This window comes from Chryseobacterium vrystaatense (genome assembly GCF_000737765.1).
Taxonomy (GTDB): Bacteria; Bacteroidota; Bacteroidia; order Flavobacteriales; family Weeksellaceae; genus Chryseobacterium; species Chryseobacterium vrystaatense.
On the sequence record NZ_JPRI01000003.1, the window covers coordinates 228,703 to 243,981 of the forward strand.

The 15,279-nt window shown below is 37.1% G+C and carries 20 protein-coding genes and 1 riboswitch; of the genes, 11 read left to right on the forward strand and 9 right to left on the reverse strand.

What is annotated here, in order from left to right; all coding sequences use genetic code 11:
* The first annotated feature begins 105 nt into the window (after positions 1-105).
* From IW16_RS10300 to IW16_RS10325, 6 genes are all read left to right on the forward strand, one after another.
* Positions 106-408, forward strand: a complete 303-nt coding sequence (locus IW16_RS10300; protein WP_034743386.1) for a hypothetical protein — start codon at positions 106-108, stop codon at positions 406-408.
* Entirely contained in the window at positions 408-695 is a 288-nt protein-coding gene (locus tag IW16_RS10305; RefSeq protein ID WP_034743389.1) for a cell division protein ZapA, read from the forward strand. Before IW16_RS10300 ends, IW16_RS10305 begins: the two co-directional genes overlap by 1 nt.
* A 231-nt stretch (positions 696-926) precedes the next feature.
* Positions 927-2,495 carry a ribonuclease Y gene (gene rny / locus IW16_RS10310; protein WP_034743392.1) on the forward strand — a complete coding sequence of 523 codons (1,569 nt, stop codon included), beginning with the start codon at positions 927-929 and terminating at the stop codon, positions 2,493-2,495.
* 73 nt (positions 2,496-2,568) lie between these two features.
* Entirely contained in the window at positions 2,569-3,810 is a 1,242-nt protein-coding gene (locus IW16_RS10315; RefSeq protein WP_034743395.1) for an MFS transporter, read from the forward strand.
* Positions 3,811-3,955: 145 nt separating this feature from the next.
* Positions 3,956-4,141 (forward strand): hypothetical protein, encoded by a 186-nt coding sequence (locus tag IW16_RS10320; RefSeq protein WP_034743398.1) that lies wholly within the window; start codon positions 3,956-3,958, stop codon positions 4,139-4,141.
* A 327-nt stretch (positions 4,142-4,468) separates the two neighbouring features.
* Positions 4,469-4,648, forward strand: coding sequence for a hypothetical protein (locus IW16_RS10325; RefSeq protein ID WP_034743402.1), 180 nt, complete (start codon positions 4,469-4,471; stop codon positions 4,646-4,648).
* Between the two features lie 82 nt (positions 4,649-4,730).
* On the opposite strand, the gene IW16_RS10330 is transcribed toward IW16_RS10325, so the two are convergent.
* The 5 genes from IW16_RS10330 to IW16_RS10350 all read right to left on the reverse strand — a co-directional run bounded on the left by IW16_RS10330 (position 4,731) and on the right by IW16_RS10350 (position 9,772).
* On the reverse strand, positions 4,731-5,666 hold the full coding sequence (locus tag IW16_RS10330) for a YeiH family protein (RefSeq protein WP_034743405.1): 936 nt from the start codon (positions 5,664-5,666) through the stop codon (positions 4,731-4,733).
* A 307-nt stretch (positions 5,667-5,973) separates the two neighbouring features.
* Positions 5,974-6,852: a LysR family transcriptional regulator gene (locus tag IW16_RS10335; protein WP_034743408.1), complete on the reverse strand. Its 879-nt coding sequence runs from the start codon at positions 6,850-6,852 to the stop codon at positions 5,974-5,976.
* 134 nt (positions 6,853-6,986) lie between these two features.
* Positions 6,987-8,291 carry a voltage-gated chloride channel family protein gene (locus tag IW16_RS10340; RefSeq protein ID WP_084694526.1) on the reverse strand — a complete coding sequence of 435 codons (1,305 nt, stop codon included), beginning with the start codon at positions 8,289-8,291 and terminating at the stop codon, positions 6,987-6,989.
* Positions 8,292-8,322: 31 nt separating this feature from the next.
* A riboswitch (Fluoride riboswitch) is annotated at positions 8,323-8,390 on the reverse strand.
* A 36-nt stretch (positions 8,391-8,426) separates the two neighbouring features.
* Complete coding sequence (locus tag IW16_RS10345) at positions 8,427-9,263, reverse strand: GLPGLI family protein (protein ID WP_084694527.1); 837 nt, start codon at positions 9,261-9,263, stop codon at positions 8,427-8,429.
* A 41-nt stretch (positions 9,264-9,304) separates the two neighbouring features.
* Positions 9,305-9,772 carry an acyl-CoA thioesterase gene (locus IW16_RS10350; RefSeq protein ID WP_034743414.1) on the reverse strand — a complete coding sequence of 156 codons (468 nt, stop codon included), beginning with the start codon at positions 9,770-9,772 and terminating at the stop codon, positions 9,305-9,307.
* A gap of 120 nt (positions 9,773-9,892) precedes the next feature.
* On the opposite strand from IW16_RS10350, the gene IW16_RS10355 reads away from it, so the two are divergent.
* From IW16_RS10355 to IW16_RS10365, 3 genes are all read left to right on the forward strand, one after another.
* Positions 9,893-10,249, forward strand: a complete 357-nt coding sequence (locus IW16_RS10355; protein ID WP_034743416.1) for an arsenate reductase family protein — start codon at positions 9,893-9,895, stop codon at positions 10,247-10,249.
* Positions 10,246-10,587, forward strand: coding sequence for a hypothetical protein (locus tag IW16_RS10360; protein WP_034743418.1), 342 nt, complete (start codon positions 10,246-10,248; stop codon positions 10,585-10,587). The genes IW16_RS10355 and IW16_RS10360 overlap by 4 nt, the downstream gene beginning before the upstream one ends.
* An 86-nt stretch (positions 10,588-10,673) precedes the next feature.
* Positions 10,674-10,862, forward strand: coding sequence for a hypothetical protein (locus IW16_RS10365; RefSeq protein ID WP_034743421.1), 189 nt, complete (start codon positions 10,674-10,676; stop codon positions 10,860-10,862).
* Between the two features lie 56 nt (positions 10,863-10,918).
* Here IW16_RS10365 and gcvT read toward each other — a convergent pair whose 3' ends face one another.
* From gcvT to idi, 3 genes are read right to left on the reverse strand one after another with little or no spacing between them, the layout of a single operon-like run.
* Complete coding sequence (gene gcvT / locus IW16_RS10370; RefSeq protein ID WP_034743422.1) at positions 10,919-11,995, reverse strand: glycine cleavage system aminomethyltransferase GcvT; 1,077 nt, start codon at positions 11,993-11,995, stop codon at positions 10,919-10,921.
* Positions 11,996-12,004: 9 nt separating this feature from the next.
* Complete coding sequence (locus tag IW16_RS10375; RefSeq protein WP_228376922.1) at positions 12,005-12,475, reverse strand: hypothetical protein; 471 nt, start codon at positions 12,473-12,475, stop codon at positions 12,005-12,007.
* 3 nt (positions 12,476-12,478) lie between these two features.
* Positions 12,479-12,988, reverse strand: a complete 510-nt coding sequence (gene idi, locus IW16_RS10380; protein WP_034743427.1) for an isopentenyl-diphosphate Delta-isomerase — start codon at positions 12,986-12,988, stop codon at positions 12,479-12,481.
* Positions 12,989-13,352: 364 nt separating this feature from the next.
* Between idi and IW16_RS10385 the strand changes: the two genes are divergently transcribed.
* Both IW16_RS10385 and IW16_RS10390 read left to right on the forward strand, forming a co-directional pair.
* Positions 13,353-13,757, forward strand: a complete 405-nt coding sequence (locus IW16_RS10385; RefSeq protein ID WP_034743429.1) for an LNS2 domain-containing protein — start codon at positions 13,353-13,355, stop codon at positions 13,755-13,757.
* A gap of 100 nt (positions 13,758-13,857) precedes the next feature.
* Positions 13,858-14,817 carry a D-2-hydroxyacid dehydrogenase gene (locus IW16_RS10390; RefSeq protein ID WP_034743432.1) on the forward strand — a complete coding sequence of 320 codons (960 nt, stop codon included), beginning with the start codon at positions 13,858-13,860 and terminating at the stop codon, positions 14,815-14,817.
* Between the two features lie 66 nt (positions 14,818-14,883).
* Here the strand turns inward: IW16_RS10390 and mscL are convergent, their stop codons facing one another.
* Positions 14,884-15,264 (reverse strand): large conductance mechanosensitive channel protein MscL, encoded by a 381-nt coding sequence (mscL, locus tag IW16_RS10395; protein WP_034743435.1) that lies wholly within the window; start codon positions 15,262-15,264, stop codon positions 14,884-14,886.
* Positions 15,265-15,279: the final 15 nt, after the last annotated feature.

The following is a 15,279-nucleotide window of genomic DNA, read 5'->3' on the forward strand; positions in this document are numbered from 1 at the left end:
CTGCATCTCCTTTTTTGTAACCAAATCAAAATATAGAGACATTTATTTTTGTTACTGTTATTATTTTTTTATTTTTGCTACTAGTTAGAATATAGAAAACCTGAAATGCTTCAAGATTTAGAAAACAATTTTTCAGAATTAGAAAGAAAGATTTTCCTTTTACAAAAGAATTATAAAAATCTTACTGAAAGATTATCAGACCTAAGTGTGGAGCATGAAGAACTGAAAACGAAATATGATGAGGAAAGGAGAAGAAATCAGGTATTAGCAGAAGAACAAAAAAATATAAAACTTTATTCAGCAATATCAGGGAATCCTGAACACAACAGGTTAATGAAAAACCATATCAACAGATTGGTAAAAGAAATTGACTTCTGTATTGCACAGCTTCAAAACAGTGGATTATAATGGATGTAAGAAGAATAACCATCAACATTGCAGGAAGGGTATATCCGCTGAACGTACCGGCAGCAGAGGAGGAAACTCTGCGTAAGGTAGGAAAGCAGATCGAAAATATGATTAAAGATTTTGAACAGAACTTCGATGTAAGAGACAAACAAGATGCTTTGGCTATGTGTGCCCTTAAATTGGGAACCAACGCTGAAGTCGTTTCTCTGAACTACGAAAAAAATATAAATTCTACCAACGAAAGATTAGTGAAGATTAATCAGTCGTTGAATGAAATTGGGAAATAGATTTTTTTTCCCATCAGACTGCCTACAATAATTCTAACACATTTAAGGTAAACTCAACGCTAAACAATTACCGAGCAAATGTCCGCTGAATGGCGTGCCGGGTCTTCCCGGATTACAGACAGAGGAAATCAGTTCAAATCGTGTTGATTAGGAGTTTACTCTCAATCCCTGAATTGTTGTAGGTTTTTTTTATTTAGATAAGTGTAAGACAATTAAAACTCAATATATATTATGACAACAGCCATTATAGTCGGCGTTATTTGCTTAGTTATTGGCGCGGTGATAGGGATTCTTTTCTCTAAGAGCTCGCTGAATACAAAGGCAAAATTTATTGTAGATGATGCAAAGAAAAATGCCGAAAACCTTATAGAAAAAGCAAATGTTCAAGCTGAATCCATAAAGAAAGAAAAGAACCTACAGGCCAAAGAAAAATTCCTGGAACTGAAATCTCAGCACGATGCAGATATCCAATCTCGTGAGAGAAAAATGCAGGAAGTAGAAAAAAGAACCAAAGACAAAGAACACAAGCTTAATGACGAGCTCAGCAAAACTGGAAAACTTGAAAAAGATCTGGACAAGCAGATTGCAGATTATGCCAAGAAAAACGAAATCCTGGAGAGAAAACAGCAGGAACTTGATGTAGCTACGACGAAGAAAGTGGAGATTCTGGAAAAAATTTCCAATTACACGGCAGAAGAAGCCAAAGCAGAATTGGTAGAAACCATGAAAGCTGAAGCTAAAACAAGAGCCCAGGCACACGTTCAGGGGATCATGGAAGAAGCGCAATTAAATGCTAAGAATGAAGCCAGAAAAATCGTTATCCAAACCATTCAGAGAATAGGAACAGAACAGGCTATTGAAAATTCAGTATCTGTTTTCAATATTGAGTCTGATGAAGTAAAAGGAAGGATTATTGGTAGAGAAGGTAGAAATATCCGTGCTTTAGAAGCTATGACAGGAGTGGAAATCATCGTTGATGATACCCCGGAAGCTATCCTTCTTTCATGTTTTGATCCAGTGAGAAGAGAGATCGCAAGATTATCCCTTCACAGATTGGTAACGGATGGTAGAATCCACCCGGCAAGAATCGAGGAAGTAGTAGAAAAAACTAAAAAGCAGATCGAAGAAGAGATCATTGAAGTAGGAAAAAGAACGATCATTGATTTAGGTATCCACGGATTACACCCGGAACTGATCAAGATCATCGGTAGAATGAAATACCGTTCTTCTTATGGGCAAAACCTATTGCAGCACTCAAGAGAAGTAGCAAATATTGCTGCGACCATGGCTGCTGAATTAGGATTGAACGTGAAATTAGCTAAAAGAGCAGGTCTATTGCACGATATTGGTAAAGTTCCTGAGCAGGAGTCTGAACTTCCTCACGCTCTATTAGGAATGCAGTGGGCTGAAAAATATGGTGAAAATGCAGAAGTTGTTAATGCAATCGGAGCGCACCATGACGAAATTGAAATGAAGTCATTATTATCACCGATCATCCAGGTTGCCGATGCGATCTCAGGAGCAAGACCGGGAGCAAGAAGACAGGTACTTGAATCTTATATTCAGAGACTGAAAGATCTTGAATCTGCTGCATTAAGTTTCGATGGCGTATCAAGCGCTTATGCGATCCAGGCAGGTAGAGAACTGAGAGTAATGGTAGAAAGTGGAAAAGTGAATGACGAAGTTGCTAATCAGCTTTCTTACGATATCTCTGAAAAAATTCAGAATGAACTGACCTATCCGGGACAGGTAAAAGTAACAGTAATCAGAGAGACGAGAGCTGTGAATATTGCCAGATAATAACAGAATAAAGATATTTTATAAAAACCTTTCAAGAAATTGAAAGGTTTTTTATTTTTATCAAAACTTAAAAATGCAAGAACTGTCTTTGTCTTCAAAACTCAAGTACATCTTTTCGATCCCTGTTATTATTTCAGCTCTGGGCTATTTTGTAGATATCTATGACCTCCTTTTATTCGGAATCGTCAGAATTCCCAGTTTAAAAGCGTTAGGTTTGAATCCTGATGCTGACGGAACCTTTATCCTCAACTGTCAGATGGTTGGACTTCTGATTGGTGGAGTGTTCTGGGGAATCTTTGGAGACAAAAAAGGAAGACTTTCCGTACTTTTTGGTTCCATCTTAGTCTATTCGTTAGCCAATATCGCCTGTGGATTTTTACCTTATTTTCCCAAAGAGCATTTGGTGTATCAATATGCCGGTTTAAGGTTTATCGCAGGAATAGGACTCGCCGGAGAGCTTGGAGCAGGAATTACCCTCGTTTCTGAAAGTCTGCCGAAGAATTTAAGAGCTATCGGAACTTCTGTTGTAGCCGGATTTGGGCTGATGGGTGCTGTTGTAGCTCAGCTTACTGTGGAACTCGCCGGTGGCTGGAATATTTCTTACATCATCGGAGGAATCATGGGAATTATGCTGCTGTTACTGAGAATCAGTGTTTCAGAATCCGGTATTTATAAGAATATTGTTCATAAAAGTGTTTCCAAAGGAAATTTTCTCTCCTTCTTTACCAATAAAGACCGTTTGACCAGATATCTTAAATGTATTGCGGTAGGATTACCTACCTGGTACTGTATAGGGATTCTTGCCGTTTTAGCCAATCAGTTTGCCCCTGAATTAGGAATAAAGGATCTTAATCCGGGAAAAGCCATTATGTGGGCTTATGTGGGGATTTCTGTCGGTGACCTCATGAGCGGCTTTATTTCCCATGCATTGAAATCCCGGAAAATGGCTATTTTTTATATGTTACTGTTCACAATATTAGGAGTTGCGGTCATGTTGTTCGGGAATACCAATACAGAAACAAAATACTATATGTTCTGTGTTTGGCTGGGCTTGGGCACAGGCTATTGGGCGATGTTTGTCACTCTGGCAGCAGAACAGTTTGGAACTAACATCAGAAATACGGCAACAACAACCGTCCCCAATATGGTAAGAGGCCTGGTACCTTTGATGATTCTTGCCTTTGATCTCTTGAAAAATAATTTTACGGTCATCATTAGTGCAGCCATTGTAGGTATTGTTGTGTTTGGACTTGCTTTCTATTCATCCCTCACCATTTCGGAAACCCACAACAAAGACCTGGAATTTACCGAGTAATATAGCTGTTTGGCTGTAATGGGTGGACTTATAAGTGTAAGAAAATGAATAAATTAACATTTTGTTATGTCTTAAATAATCAGTAATTGTTTACTTTTGAAAGTAAAGGAACTTAATTCTATTGTTTAATTAAAATCAAAACATCATGTCACAGGAAATTTTAAAAAGAGCAAAAAAGTTGAAAAAGGATGACCTTAAAAACATTATTGGGGGAGTCGGAGGAGCAATCATCCCGGATCTTTCAAAATGTGGCTGCAGCTGTACAGGAGCAGTGACAGGCCCGTCATATTGTGTGAAATATAAAAAATGCCTGCAGGTAATGACCTGTTAATAAAAAGAATCAGTAAAACCTTTCAAGTAATTGAAAGGTTTTTTTAGCAGGGCTTAAGAGTCTTTGGAACAAATCACAACTTCTTTCAAAAAAACCTGTTGCCATTCTTCTGGACAGTTGGACATCAAAGCTGTTTGAAATAGCAGAATCACATAACTGTTTAAGAAATGTTAACGATCATGATTTCGTTTATAATGTAATAAAGACAATGGTATCAGGGAATTATTTAAATTTTATTTAAATTATGTTGCGAATAATTAATATTTGTTTAACTTTGAAAAGTAACAAAACTATAATTTTTAATCTCAAACCAAATCATTTATCACTATGAAAAACGCTAAGAAATTAAGAAAAGCAGATCTTAAGAACATTATCGGAGGAATCAGCGGAAAGCCTGATTTATCACTTTGCGGATGCAGTTGTTCAGGTTCTGTAACCGGACCTTGGTACTGTGTACAGCATATTGCTTGTCCACAAGTGTATACTTGTGACCAATCAGCAATTTAAGAAAGTATCTCAGTCAGAAAAATAAACATTTCCACATTTAATACGCAAAAGCCCTTTGGACCTTCCAAAGGGTTTTTGTCTTTTAGCTGATGATATAAAGAAGACTCCCAACGCTTATGGTAATCCATAAAATCACAGCCACCGCAAGCGGTTTGATACCAATCGTTTTTAAAGTCTGGATCGAAAGAGTAGAACCAATAAAAAATAAAGTAAGATTAAGTCCTGATTTGGCGATACTGGTCACAGATGTACTGAAATAGTCAAAGACCGGGAAATAGGTATTTAGAAGAATAGCCAGAATAAACCATCCTATAAACCAAGGTATCCTGATCTTAGATTGCTTATTTTTAAAAATAAACATAGTGATCACCGAAACCGGAATGATCCATAAAGCACGGGCCAGTTTTACTGTTGTTGCTATTTTTAAAGCTTCGTTTCCATATTTTCCCGCTGCACCTACCACAGAACTGGTATCATGAATCCCCACAGCACACCATAACCCAAACTGCTCCTGAGAAAGATGCAAAAGATGCCCAATAGCAGGATAAATAAACAGTGCCACGGAATTTAGCGTGAAAATAATAGCCAGTCCTAAAGAAATTTCTTTTGTACTGGGTTTTATAATAGGAGAGACTGCTGCAATGGCACTTCCCCCACAGATAGCTGTTCCCGCAGAGATCAGATAAGACAGCTTTTTGTCAAGCTTAAATACCTTTCCTAAAATATAGCCCAGGATCATTACTGTAAAAATACTGACAACCGTTAATAGGAAGCCTGTTTTTCCCGCATCAAGCGCTTCATTCAGTTTAAGTCCGAAGCCTAATCCTACAATAGAGATCTGAAGTAACAGGTGAATGTATTTGTGAAGGTGTTTTTCAAAAGGATTGCCGATGAGTACTGCCAAGCCAAAACCCAGAGCCAGTGCAATCGGTGAGGAAACCAATGGAGTCAGGCATACAAGAGCCAATATAATAAAAATAGTTTTTCGCGTCGTTTCATTTTGGAAGAAGTCTTTCATACGATAAGTTTAGACTCCAAAATTCCGAAATATAGTATTACAAAGTAAATTGTATTTTGTTATGTTGGATAACTTTTGGTTATGGACTTCAGCTTTTGAGATCGGGGAGTTGCCAGTTGCTTGTTAACAGTAATTAAGTGAATCAGTGATCCGTTCATATCTGGCATTTGTTTTCTGAAATTTTGATGTCTACTCAAAAAATGTACTATTCATTTGCGAAGCAAAATTCAGTATGGACATTTATTCCGTTTAAAATCCAAACGGATAGCCTTAGTTTTAAATTGCTACTAATCCCTTTCCTTTATACTTAATTCCTGAGAAATCTCAGAAAAAGCTTAATCATTTCAGACTGTTCCCCTTTCGGAAGAATAAAATGAAAATTTCGTTCGATACTGAAGTTTTTGATATCTATGATGGTAAGGGTATTGTTCTTTAATTCATTTAAAATGGTGCTGATAGAAAGAAAGGCCATACAATCAGAGTGTAAAAGATAGTTTTTAATGCTTTCACTGCTTCCCAGCTGCATGACCGTGTGGAGTTCTGAGGTGTCAATTCCCTTCTCCTTTAGGCGGTTTTGAATAAACTCCAAAGTACCGGAGCCCTGCTCCCGGAAGATCAGATTTAATTCATAAAGATCTTTTAAGCTTAAAGTTTTATGAGCCAATGGATGATTGGCCTTGGCTGTCAGAACAATTTCATCCGCTTTAAAAATTTTATAATCAAAAAAAGAAGACTGTGATTCTCCTTCAATAATCCCCAGATCGATCTTCCCTTCCTTTAAAAGTTCGGAAATAATTTCTGTATTATGTGCAATCAGCTCAATCTTAATATCTTTATAATAGGTATTAAATTTTGCAAGTATTTCAGGTAAAACATATTGGGCAACACTGGTACTGGCCCCGATGATCAGTTTTCCTTTATGCTGTTCATTGACCTGACTGATCTCAAATTCAAGATCACGGTACAGATTGCGTATTTTTTCTGCGTATTCATATAAAATTCTTCCACTTTGGGTAAGATATACCGAAGTTCCTTTACGGTCAAAAAGTTTCGTACCCAGCTGGCTTTCAATTTCTTTAATGTGCTTGGTCACTGCCGGCTGTGAAATATGGAGTTCCTCGGAAGCTTTCGTAAAACTGAGTCTTGAGGCAGCGGCATGAAAAACTTTTAATCTGTAATCGAACATGATAGGGGCTTAAAGATTAACAAATTTAATGAAATAATACGGATAGACCCTTCTGGTTGTCTAATCGGTCTGCGGCAAAATAGTTATACATCTATTTTAAACGTTCAACCAGACATCACTTCATTCGTAACCCATCACAAATCGGAAATAGATCTATCCCGGTCATTGTCATACCTCCTGTTTTTTGCTTCACCAATCTTTTGTTTTGTGTAAATACTGTTATGCCCTGAAAGTAGATAGGATATCACACAGGCAATAGCAATATAAACGCCAGATTCTACTCCAAAGAGTTCGATACCCATAAGCATACAGGCAAGCGGGGTATTGGTAGCTCCGGCAAATACAGCTACAAAGCCCATTCCCGCAAGCAGCCCAAACGGTAGAGGAATAAATAAAGATAATGCACTTCCGAGTGTAGCTCCGATAAAAAATAAAGGAGTGACTTCTCCACCTTTAAATCCTGCAGAAAGTGTCACTAAGGTAAAGATCATTTTCAACGCAAAATCATACATTGGAAGTGGCCTTTCAAAGGATTCCAAAATAACAGGAATTCCTAATCCTATATACCTTGTAGTTCCCATCGCAAAAACTGCCAGAGCCACCATAATCCCGCCGATCACAGGACGAAATGGAGGGTATTTAATTTTAGATTTAAAAACCGAACCCATCCAGTGAATGCTCCTGCTGAATCCTGCAGCACAGATCCCAAAAGCAATTCCAGCCAAGACACTGTATAAAACAGGTAGAAATTCAAGCTTAGGAATATAATCTATATGGTAGTGTGTATGTTTGACGTTCCATAAATCGGTAACCCAGTCTGCAAGAATTGCTGAGGCAAAAGCAGGGAAAAGGGCATTATAGCGTATTCTTCCGATCAGAAAAACTTCAAGCCCAAAAACAGCACCGGCTAAAGGTGTTCCGAAAACAGATCCAAAACCTGCAGCAATTGCTGCAATAAGAAGGATTCTTCTCTCATTTCTGTCAAGTTTAAAAGGTTTGCTAAGCTGATCCGCAATAGCTCCCGCCATCTGAAGGGCTGTCCCTTCACGACCGGCAGAACCTCCAAAAAAATGCGTAGCCATAGTTCCAAGATAAACGAAAGGTGCCATTTTAAAAGGGATGATCTCTTTTGGATCATGAATACTGTCAATGAGCAAATTATTTCCTGCCTCTGCTTCCTTTCCGTAATAATTGTATAAGAGCCCAATGATAAAACCAGCTACAGGAAGCAGTGCAATCATCCAGATATGATTTTCCCTGAAATCAGTTGCCCAATTCAAAGACTGTAGAAACCCTGCAGAAGCCGTTCCTACCAAAGTGCCAATGATCATACTGATACAAAGCCATTTTAAAATATAGGGAAGGGCAGGAAAATTTCTGAAAAATAATTGAATTCGAAAAATTAACTTTCTGTGTAGCGTTCGCTGTTTTTTTGACATAATAATCCTGATTAGTTATCGGTTAATAATCTATTAATCAGGCGTCATCAGCTTCTGTAAAGCGGTTGGGTAAGGAAGAGCACCATTTCCTTTTGTTATGCAAATATAGAAATAAGAATTTATTTTCAAAAATACTTATTCTTTGTAATGAATAGCTTTGTTTATTTCTATTGGATTGTTGTATTTCCTGATCACCTCCTGCATATTTTTCGTCTGGGTATTCAGTTCATCAACGGTATGGATCTCTTTTCCATTGATATTGATCTTTAAGTCATGGTTCGCTTTACTGAAATTGTTTCGTTCAAATGCAAAAGGATCATTGTAAAAATCCATCATCAGTTTATTTTTCTGCGACTCATTAATGGGGATTGCTTTATTTCCAAAATTGGATTCTAAAAAATCATCAGTAGGATAAGTAGCAGACAGTTTCTGGCTTTTTACAAGATGGTAAACAAAATTTTTCTTTGAATCCATTAGCTCGAAAATGATTCCCGGAAGTCCACGAAATTTGTAAGGACCTTCATTAAAAGGGATATCTTTACAGAACCATGCAATCCAATCTCTTCCTCCAAATCTGGTAGAGGCCTTTTGAAGGCTGTAATTTTCAACCTTTTTTGTCTCATCAGAAATAACCCAGCCGATCTTGTCTGTAGTTTTAAAAGAATAATAACCCTCTTTAATGGAAATGAAATTCTCATTATCAAAAGTATTAATTTTTCTCTTCACAACCTGTCCCGACATATCAGTATGACTATTATCTGTGCCAAATTTTTTATTCAGAGAATCGGTTACTGCTAAATTCTGTCCATAAAATTTTACCTCTTTCGGATTGATGTCCAGAAGCATATTCAGTTTTTCATAACCAGTTTCTGTCGAATCTATCTTATATTGCAAAAGATAAGTGAATTGATGGGTCTGTGATTGAATCGATACAATAAAAAGCAGGGTAGATAGTACATAAATTCTTTTCATGGATACAGGTTTATAAAAAGAGAAGAACAGTTGGTTTTGATCTATAAGAACGGTTTCATCTCGTCCTCAATCTGCGTTCTCAGATCCATAAGACGTTTTGCATACCGTTCCTGTTGCTTTTCTTCTTCAGTTTCAGGGACCCAGGCAGGAACAGGAAGTTTTTTACCATTCTCATCTACAGCTACAAAAACAATGATACAATGGGTCTTTTTGTCAAAAGTTGGCTGCTTTAGATTTCGTGAAAAAACGTTGATCGAAATATGCATACTTGATTTTCCTGTATAAATCACCTGAGCATCTACTCTTACCACTTCCCCGATTTTGATCGGTTCATAGAATCGGATACCTCCTACATAAACTGTTACAGAATAATTCCCGCTCCATGTGGTCGCACATGCATAACCAGCCTGGTCAATCCATTTCATGACACTTCCTCCATGTACATTTCCTCCGTAATTCACATCTGAAGGCTCCGAAATAAACTGAAAAGTGATTGGTTTGTTCTCCATCTTTATAAAATTTTAATAAAGTTATTTAATAATTTCCAGAATTTTGGATTAAATCCTACTTTTGAAAGACCAAACTTCAATGAAGAAGGAAATTTAACCCATAACAGATTTAAAATAACAATGAAGAAAGTATTCTATCTTAATACATGCGATACATGCAGAAAAATTTTAGCACAGTTTGATCTTACAGACTGGGAACTTCGTGAGATCAAAAAGGAGCCCATGACAAAAGAAGAGCTGGAAGCGATGTATGAAAAAACAAAATCTTATGAAGCTCTGTTCAGTAAAAAATCTACGCAGATCAAGTTAAGAGGCCTGGATGTAAAATCTTTGAAAGAAAAAGATTTTAAAGACCTGCTTCTGGATCATTATACTTTTTTGAAACGTCCTGTTTTTATGACCGATAAGGAAATATTTGTCGGAAATGACAAAAATAATGTAGAAGCTTTGAGAGAGTTCTTCGGAGTCAGTGAATGATATACCTGATTTCCATACTGCTCTTTACTTCAGTCAGTCTCTTTGGACAGACGGTCTACAGAACACCGTCAGGTGCAAAATATCATGTGTCATCATGCAGAATGGTGAAAAATGTATCTTCCGGTCTTGAGGTAAATAAAGCTGTGGAAATTGGCCTTCTACCATGTAAAATATGCAATCCACCCCAATCTTCAGGGTATAGAATTGCTTCCAGCCCAAAAAAGGTAAATGGGGTAAATAAAGGAAACCAGTGCCTGGGAAGAACAAAAGCAGGAACAAGATGTAAACACTACACCCGGATTGGGAATGACTATTGTTTTCAACATGTTCCTAAATAATAATTGTTTTTGTCAATATTTTGTGATTTATTTTTAATGAGTTCATTATTATATACTTATATTTATAATAACTAAAAAATATAATCATGACTAAAAACTTTTTAAAATCAAAAAATCTTAACAGATCAGCTTTGAAACAGATTAGCGGAGGAGGGAAGGTTCCTGTTGTAAACTGTAACTCGCTTTGCGGACCGGGTGGTGGAGTAATTTCCAACAGACCGGGAGTAGGTGATGCGTGTAATCCGGACAGATCGATCTGCTGTATTTGTTATTAACCACAAAAAAGAGACTGTAATTTTTTACAGTCTCTTTTTATATATGTTCAGAACGGTTATACGAAAGGAGCTTTCACAACTTTTGCAGGAATGTTCTTGTTTCTAACCTGAATAAAGATCTCAGAACCCAGCTTAAAGTGAGGTTTGTCTACGTAAGCAAGACCTAAACCAATTTTCTTCATTGGAGATTGCGTTCCAGAGGTTACCTTTCCAATTACATTTCCTTCTGCATCTACTACCGGATAATCATGTCTTGGAACACCCTTGTCCTGAAGTTCAAAAGCTACAAGTTTTCTGGTAACACTTTCTTCTTTCTGCTTTGCAAAAGTATCTTTAGAAACAAAATCTTTATCAAATTTTGTAATCCATCCTAATCCTGCTTCAATAGGAGAAGTGGTATCGTCGATATCATTTCCGTAAAGACAGAACCCTTTTTCCAGTCTTAAAGTATCTCTTGCAGCAAGTCCAGCCGGAACAATTCCTTCTGTTTCACCAGCATTGATAATCGCATCCCAAAGTTGTTCAGCATTATCATTGTTGAAATAGATCTCAAATCCACCGCTTCCAGTATATCCGGTGTTTGAAATAATGACATTATTGACTCCCGCAACACTTCCTACTGCAAAATGATAATAAGGAATGTCTGAAAGAGCAGTTTCTGTAAGCTTCTGAAGAATCTCAGTAGCTCTGGGACCCTGGATTGCCAGTAGAGACATATCATCAGATGCGTTGATCATGGTAGCACCGAATGTGTTATATTTTGAGATATGATTCCAGTCTTTTTCGATATTTGACGCGTTCACTACGACGAAATATTTGTCGTCTTCCATCTTGTAAACAATAAGGTCATCCACGATTCCTCCGTTCTCATTTGGAAGGCAAGAATATTGAGCTTTTCCGTTTTCCAGTGCATCTACATTGTTTGTCGTAACAAACTGTAAAAGATCTTTAGATCCCGGTCCTTCAATAAAAAACTGTCCCATGTGTGATACATCGAACAAACCTGCTTTTTCTCTTACTGCAAAATGCTCCTCCGTTACACCAGAATACTGTACAGGCATTTCAAAACCTGCAAAAGGTACGATTTTAGCGCCCAAAGAAACGTGTTTATCGTATAAGGCTGTTTTCTTCATATTTAATTTTTATTTCTTTATTTTAAAGCTGTTGAAAGTTTCGTTAAATAGGCTCATATAGTTTCCGTTCCAGAACTTCTGCCCGCAATTGATAGAAACAAGATAAAGATCTTTATCTTTCTGAAAGGCCTTGGTGATCCAGAACAGTTTTTCCTTCTCATCAAAATACTCGTAAAAATATTCCGAATATCCTTTTTTGCCTCTGTTTTCTTTTATTTTACTCTCGGGCTCTTCTGATTTGTAAAGGGCCAGAATAAACTTTTTCATCTCTCCCCTGGGAAGATCCAGATCGTGATATTCTGAAATAGTAATAGCTCCGATCTCATTGGCCGGAAAAATGTTGACGATATCATTGTCATTGGTTGACCGCCAGCCTTCAGGTACATTGATGGAGTAGCCTGGACTGTCATACACTTTTGCTTTTTGGGCAAAAAATAAACTTGCCGATAAAAAAGCAGATATAAGCAGTATTCTTTTCATCAATTAAAAATTGTCTTTATATTCTTGAAGGATAATTTTAAACCACTCGGTAAAATTTTCGGGATTTTGAGCAATTTCATGATCAAGGTTTTCCATTGAAACAAATCTGACTTCCTGTACTTCCTCCTTATTCAAATTGAAATCTGATTCGTAATTTCCTACAAAAACATAATCGAGTTCGTGCTCCCAAAGGCCGCCTCCAACGTCTGCTTTATAGATAAAATTAAATTTTTCAGAAAGTTCAGCTTCAATTCCAAGCTCTTCGTTGAGCCTGCGTTTTGCGCCATCAAGATAAGTTTCCCCTTCTTTTGGATGAGAGCATACTGCATTGGTCCATTGATTGGGAGAATGGTATTTTCCGGATGCCCTTTTCTGAAGAAGCATCTCACCTTTACTGTTAAACAAAAACACGGAAAATGCACGGTGGAGAACACCATTGATGTGAGCCTGCTGCTTTTCCATAAGGCCTAAAACATCATCTTCAGGATTTACTAAAACTACAAATTCTTCCATTTCTACAAATGTAAGCCTAATAAATGTATTTTGAAAATTTTTGGAGAAACATCATATAGTGAAATTATGAATGCACAAAAGGAACACAATAAGCCACCCCGATATTTACGGCATCTTCAGAATATAGGAAAGACTAAGGAATGATCAGTTGGATTAGACCATACGTTATAGGATGATTTTTTTTAATCAACTGTGAAAATGAAATTATAAAAGAGAAAAATTTTAACCAGAATGATTATAAAAGCGAATAAAATATTTAAATTATTCATTAAATAGTAGTTTTTGTAGTATAATTTTAACTTAAACTAAGTTTAATGCTTCCTTTACCTATAAAAGCCTTAACTTTACATCTTAATAATTACTGATGGAATTAGAATATAAAGAGCATATAAGTCCAATTCTTAAGGACGGGGTGAAAAATTATTTAATAGACATTGATGGAACCATTACCGATGACGTTCCCAATGAAGAACCGGAAAGAATGGTTACCTGTGAGCCTTACCCTGATGCACTTGAAACAGTGAACAAATGGTATGACGAAGGACATCAGATCTGTTTCTTCACTTCAAGAACAGAAAATCTGAAACAGATTACCATCGACTGGCTGGATAAACACGGCTTCAAATATCACAGTGTACTCTGCGGAAAACCAAGGGGAGGTAATTATCACTGGATAGACAATCACCTGGTAAGAGCTACAAGATACAAAGGCAGATTTACAGACCTTGTAGAAAAGCAGGTTACCATTGAAGTTTTCAAAGAAGATTAAGAAAACATATACAAAGATTTAAAAATTGAATGACGAAAGTGTACGCACTGAAAATTATTTAATTTTTAAATCTTTTCACTTTTTAATATCAATTGTATTTATGAAAGTTTTAGCAAATGACGGTCTGGATCAATCTGGAATTGATGCACTGACTGAGAAAGGTTTTGAAGTGATCACGAAAAAAGTTCCGCAGGAGCTTTTGGTAGATTACATCAACGAGCACAAGATCCGTACCCTTTTGGTAAGGAGTGCTACGCAGGTAAGGAAAGATATTATTGATGGATGTCCATCGCTCGGTATCATTGGACGGGGTGGTGTAGGAATGGATAATATTGATGTAGACTATGCCAGAGAAAAAGGAATCCATGTGATCAATACTCCCTCTGCTTCTTCAGAATCGGTTGCTGAGCTTGTTTTCGCACACTTATTTTCTGGAGCAAGATTTCTCCAGGATTCAAATAGAAAAATGCCTTTGGTAGGAGATACAGAATTTGCAGGTCTCAAAAAAGCGTATACTGCAGGGATTGAATTAAGAGGAAAGACCATCGGAATCGTTGGGATGGGAAGAATAGGACAGGAGGTTGCAAGAATAGCGTTGGGACTGGGGATGAGAGTGATCGCTGCGGATAATAACGTAGGAAAAGCAAGCATCAAAGTGAAGTTCTATAACAACCAGTTTATTAACGTTGATATAGAAACTGAGCCGCTTCAGGATGTGTTGAAGCATTCAGATTTTATTACCCTACATGTTCCGGCTCAGAAAGACGGATATATGATCGGGAAAAATGAGTTTGATATAATGAAAGACGGTGTGGCAGTTGTGAATTGCTCAAGAGGCGGTGTTATCGACGAATCTGCTTTGATTGCAGCATTAGATTCAGGAAAAGTAAAATTTGCAGGATTAGATGTTTTCATCAATGAACCTACACCTTCCAAAGAAATACTGAATCATTCAAAAATCTCTCTGACTCCTCACACCGGCGCTTCTACTTTGGAAGCTCAGGACAGAATAGGACTTTCTCTGGCAGAACAGATCTCAAGCATTTTACAGATCCAGTAATAACTGATTTAAAATTTTGTTCAGAACAAAAAAAATCGACTGCCCTTTGAGGCAGTCGATTCTGTTTTATATGTTATTCTTACTTTTAAGAAGATCTCTGATTTCTGTCAACAGTTGTTGGTCTGCAGTAGGTCCTGCAGCAGCTGGTTCATCCTTTTTAATAATCTTGTTGGCACTCTTTATGATCCAGAAAAGTACCATGGCAATACATAGAAAGCTAATGACAGCAGACAGGAAATTACCGTAAGTAACTCCGTTCCATGAAAGTTTTGAAATGTTTTCTGCACCTGCAGCTTTTAATGCCGGATTCAGTAAAAGTGGAGTGATTACATCTTCTACCAGTGAGGAAACGATTTTTCCGAACGCTCCACCGATGATGACACCGACAGCAAGGTCAAGTACATTGCCCTTAAAAGCAAACGATTTAAATTCTGTAACAAATCCCATAATTTATATTTTTTT

Coding starts and splice junctions, on each gene's coding strand:
- IW16_RS10300 (WP_034743386.1), top strand. CDS start 106: ATGCTTCAAGATTTAGAAAACAATTTTTCAGAATTAGAAAGAAAGATT.
- IW16_RS10305 (WP_034743389.1), top strand. CDS start 408: ATGGATGTAAGAAGAATAACCATCAACATTGCAGGAAGGGTATATCCG.
- rny (WP_034743392.1), top strand. CDS start 927: ATGACAACAGCCATTATAGTCGGCGTTATTTGCTTAGTTATTGGCGCG.
- IW16_RS10315 (WP_034743395.1), top strand. CDS start 2,569: ATGCAAGAACTGTCTTTGTCTTCAAAACTCAAGTACATCTTTTCGATC.
- IW16_RS10320 (WP_034743398.1), top strand. CDS start 3,956: ATGTCACAGGAAATTTTAAAAAGAGCAAAAAAGTTGAAAAAGGATGAC.
- IW16_RS10325 (WP_034743402.1), top strand. CDS start 4,469: ATGAAAAACGCTAAGAAATTAAGAAAAGCAGATCTTAAGAACATTATC.
- IW16_RS10330 (WP_034743405.1), bottom strand. CDS start 5,666: ATGAAAGACTTCTTCCAAAATGAAACGACGCGAAAAACTATTTTTATT.
- IW16_RS10335 (WP_034743408.1), bottom strand. CDS start 6,852: ATGTTCGATTACAGATTAAAAGTTTTTCATGCCGCTGCCTCAAGACTC.
- IW16_RS10340 (WP_084694526.1), bottom strand. CDS start 8,291: ATGTCAAAAAAACAGCGAACGCTACACAGAAAGTTAATTTTTCGAATT.
- IW16_RS10345 (WP_084694527.1), bottom strand. CDS start 9,263: ATGAAAAGAATTTATGTACTATCTACCCTGCTTTTTATTGTATCGATT.
- IW16_RS10350 (WP_034743414.1), bottom strand. CDS start 9,772: ATGGAGAACAAACCAATCACTTTTCAGTTTATTTCGGAGCCTTCAGAT.
- IW16_RS10355 (WP_034743416.1), top strand. CDS start 9,893: ATGAAGAAAGTATTCTATCTTAATACATGCGATACATGCAGAAAAATT.
- IW16_RS10360 (WP_034743418.1), top strand. CDS start 10,246: ATGATATACCTGATTTCCATACTGCTCTTTACTTCAGTCAGTCTCTTT.
- IW16_RS10365 (WP_034743421.1), top strand. CDS start 10,674: ATGACTAAAAACTTTTTAAAATCAAAAAATCTTAACAGATCAGCTTTG.
- gcvT (WP_034743422.1), bottom strand. CDS start 11,995: ATGAAGAAAACAGCCTTATACGATAAACACGTTTCTTTGGGCGCTAAA.
- IW16_RS10375 (WP_228376922.1), bottom strand. CDS start 12,475: ATGAAAAGAATACTGCTTATATCTGCTTTTTTATCGGCAAGTTTATTT.
- idi (WP_034743427.1), bottom strand. CDS start 12,988: ATGGAAGAATTTGTAGTTTTAGTAAATCCTGAAGATGATGTTTTAGGC.
- IW16_RS10385 (WP_034743429.1), top strand. CDS start 13,353: ATGGAATTAGAATATAAAGAGCATATAAGTCCAATTCTTAAGGACGGG.
- IW16_RS10390 (WP_034743432.1), top strand. CDS start 13,858: ATGAAAGTTTTAGCAAATGACGGTCTGGATCAATCTGGAATTGATGCA.
- mscL (WP_034743435.1), bottom strand. CDS start 15,264: ATGGGATTTGTTACAGAATTTAAATCGTTTGCTTTTAAGGGCAATGTA.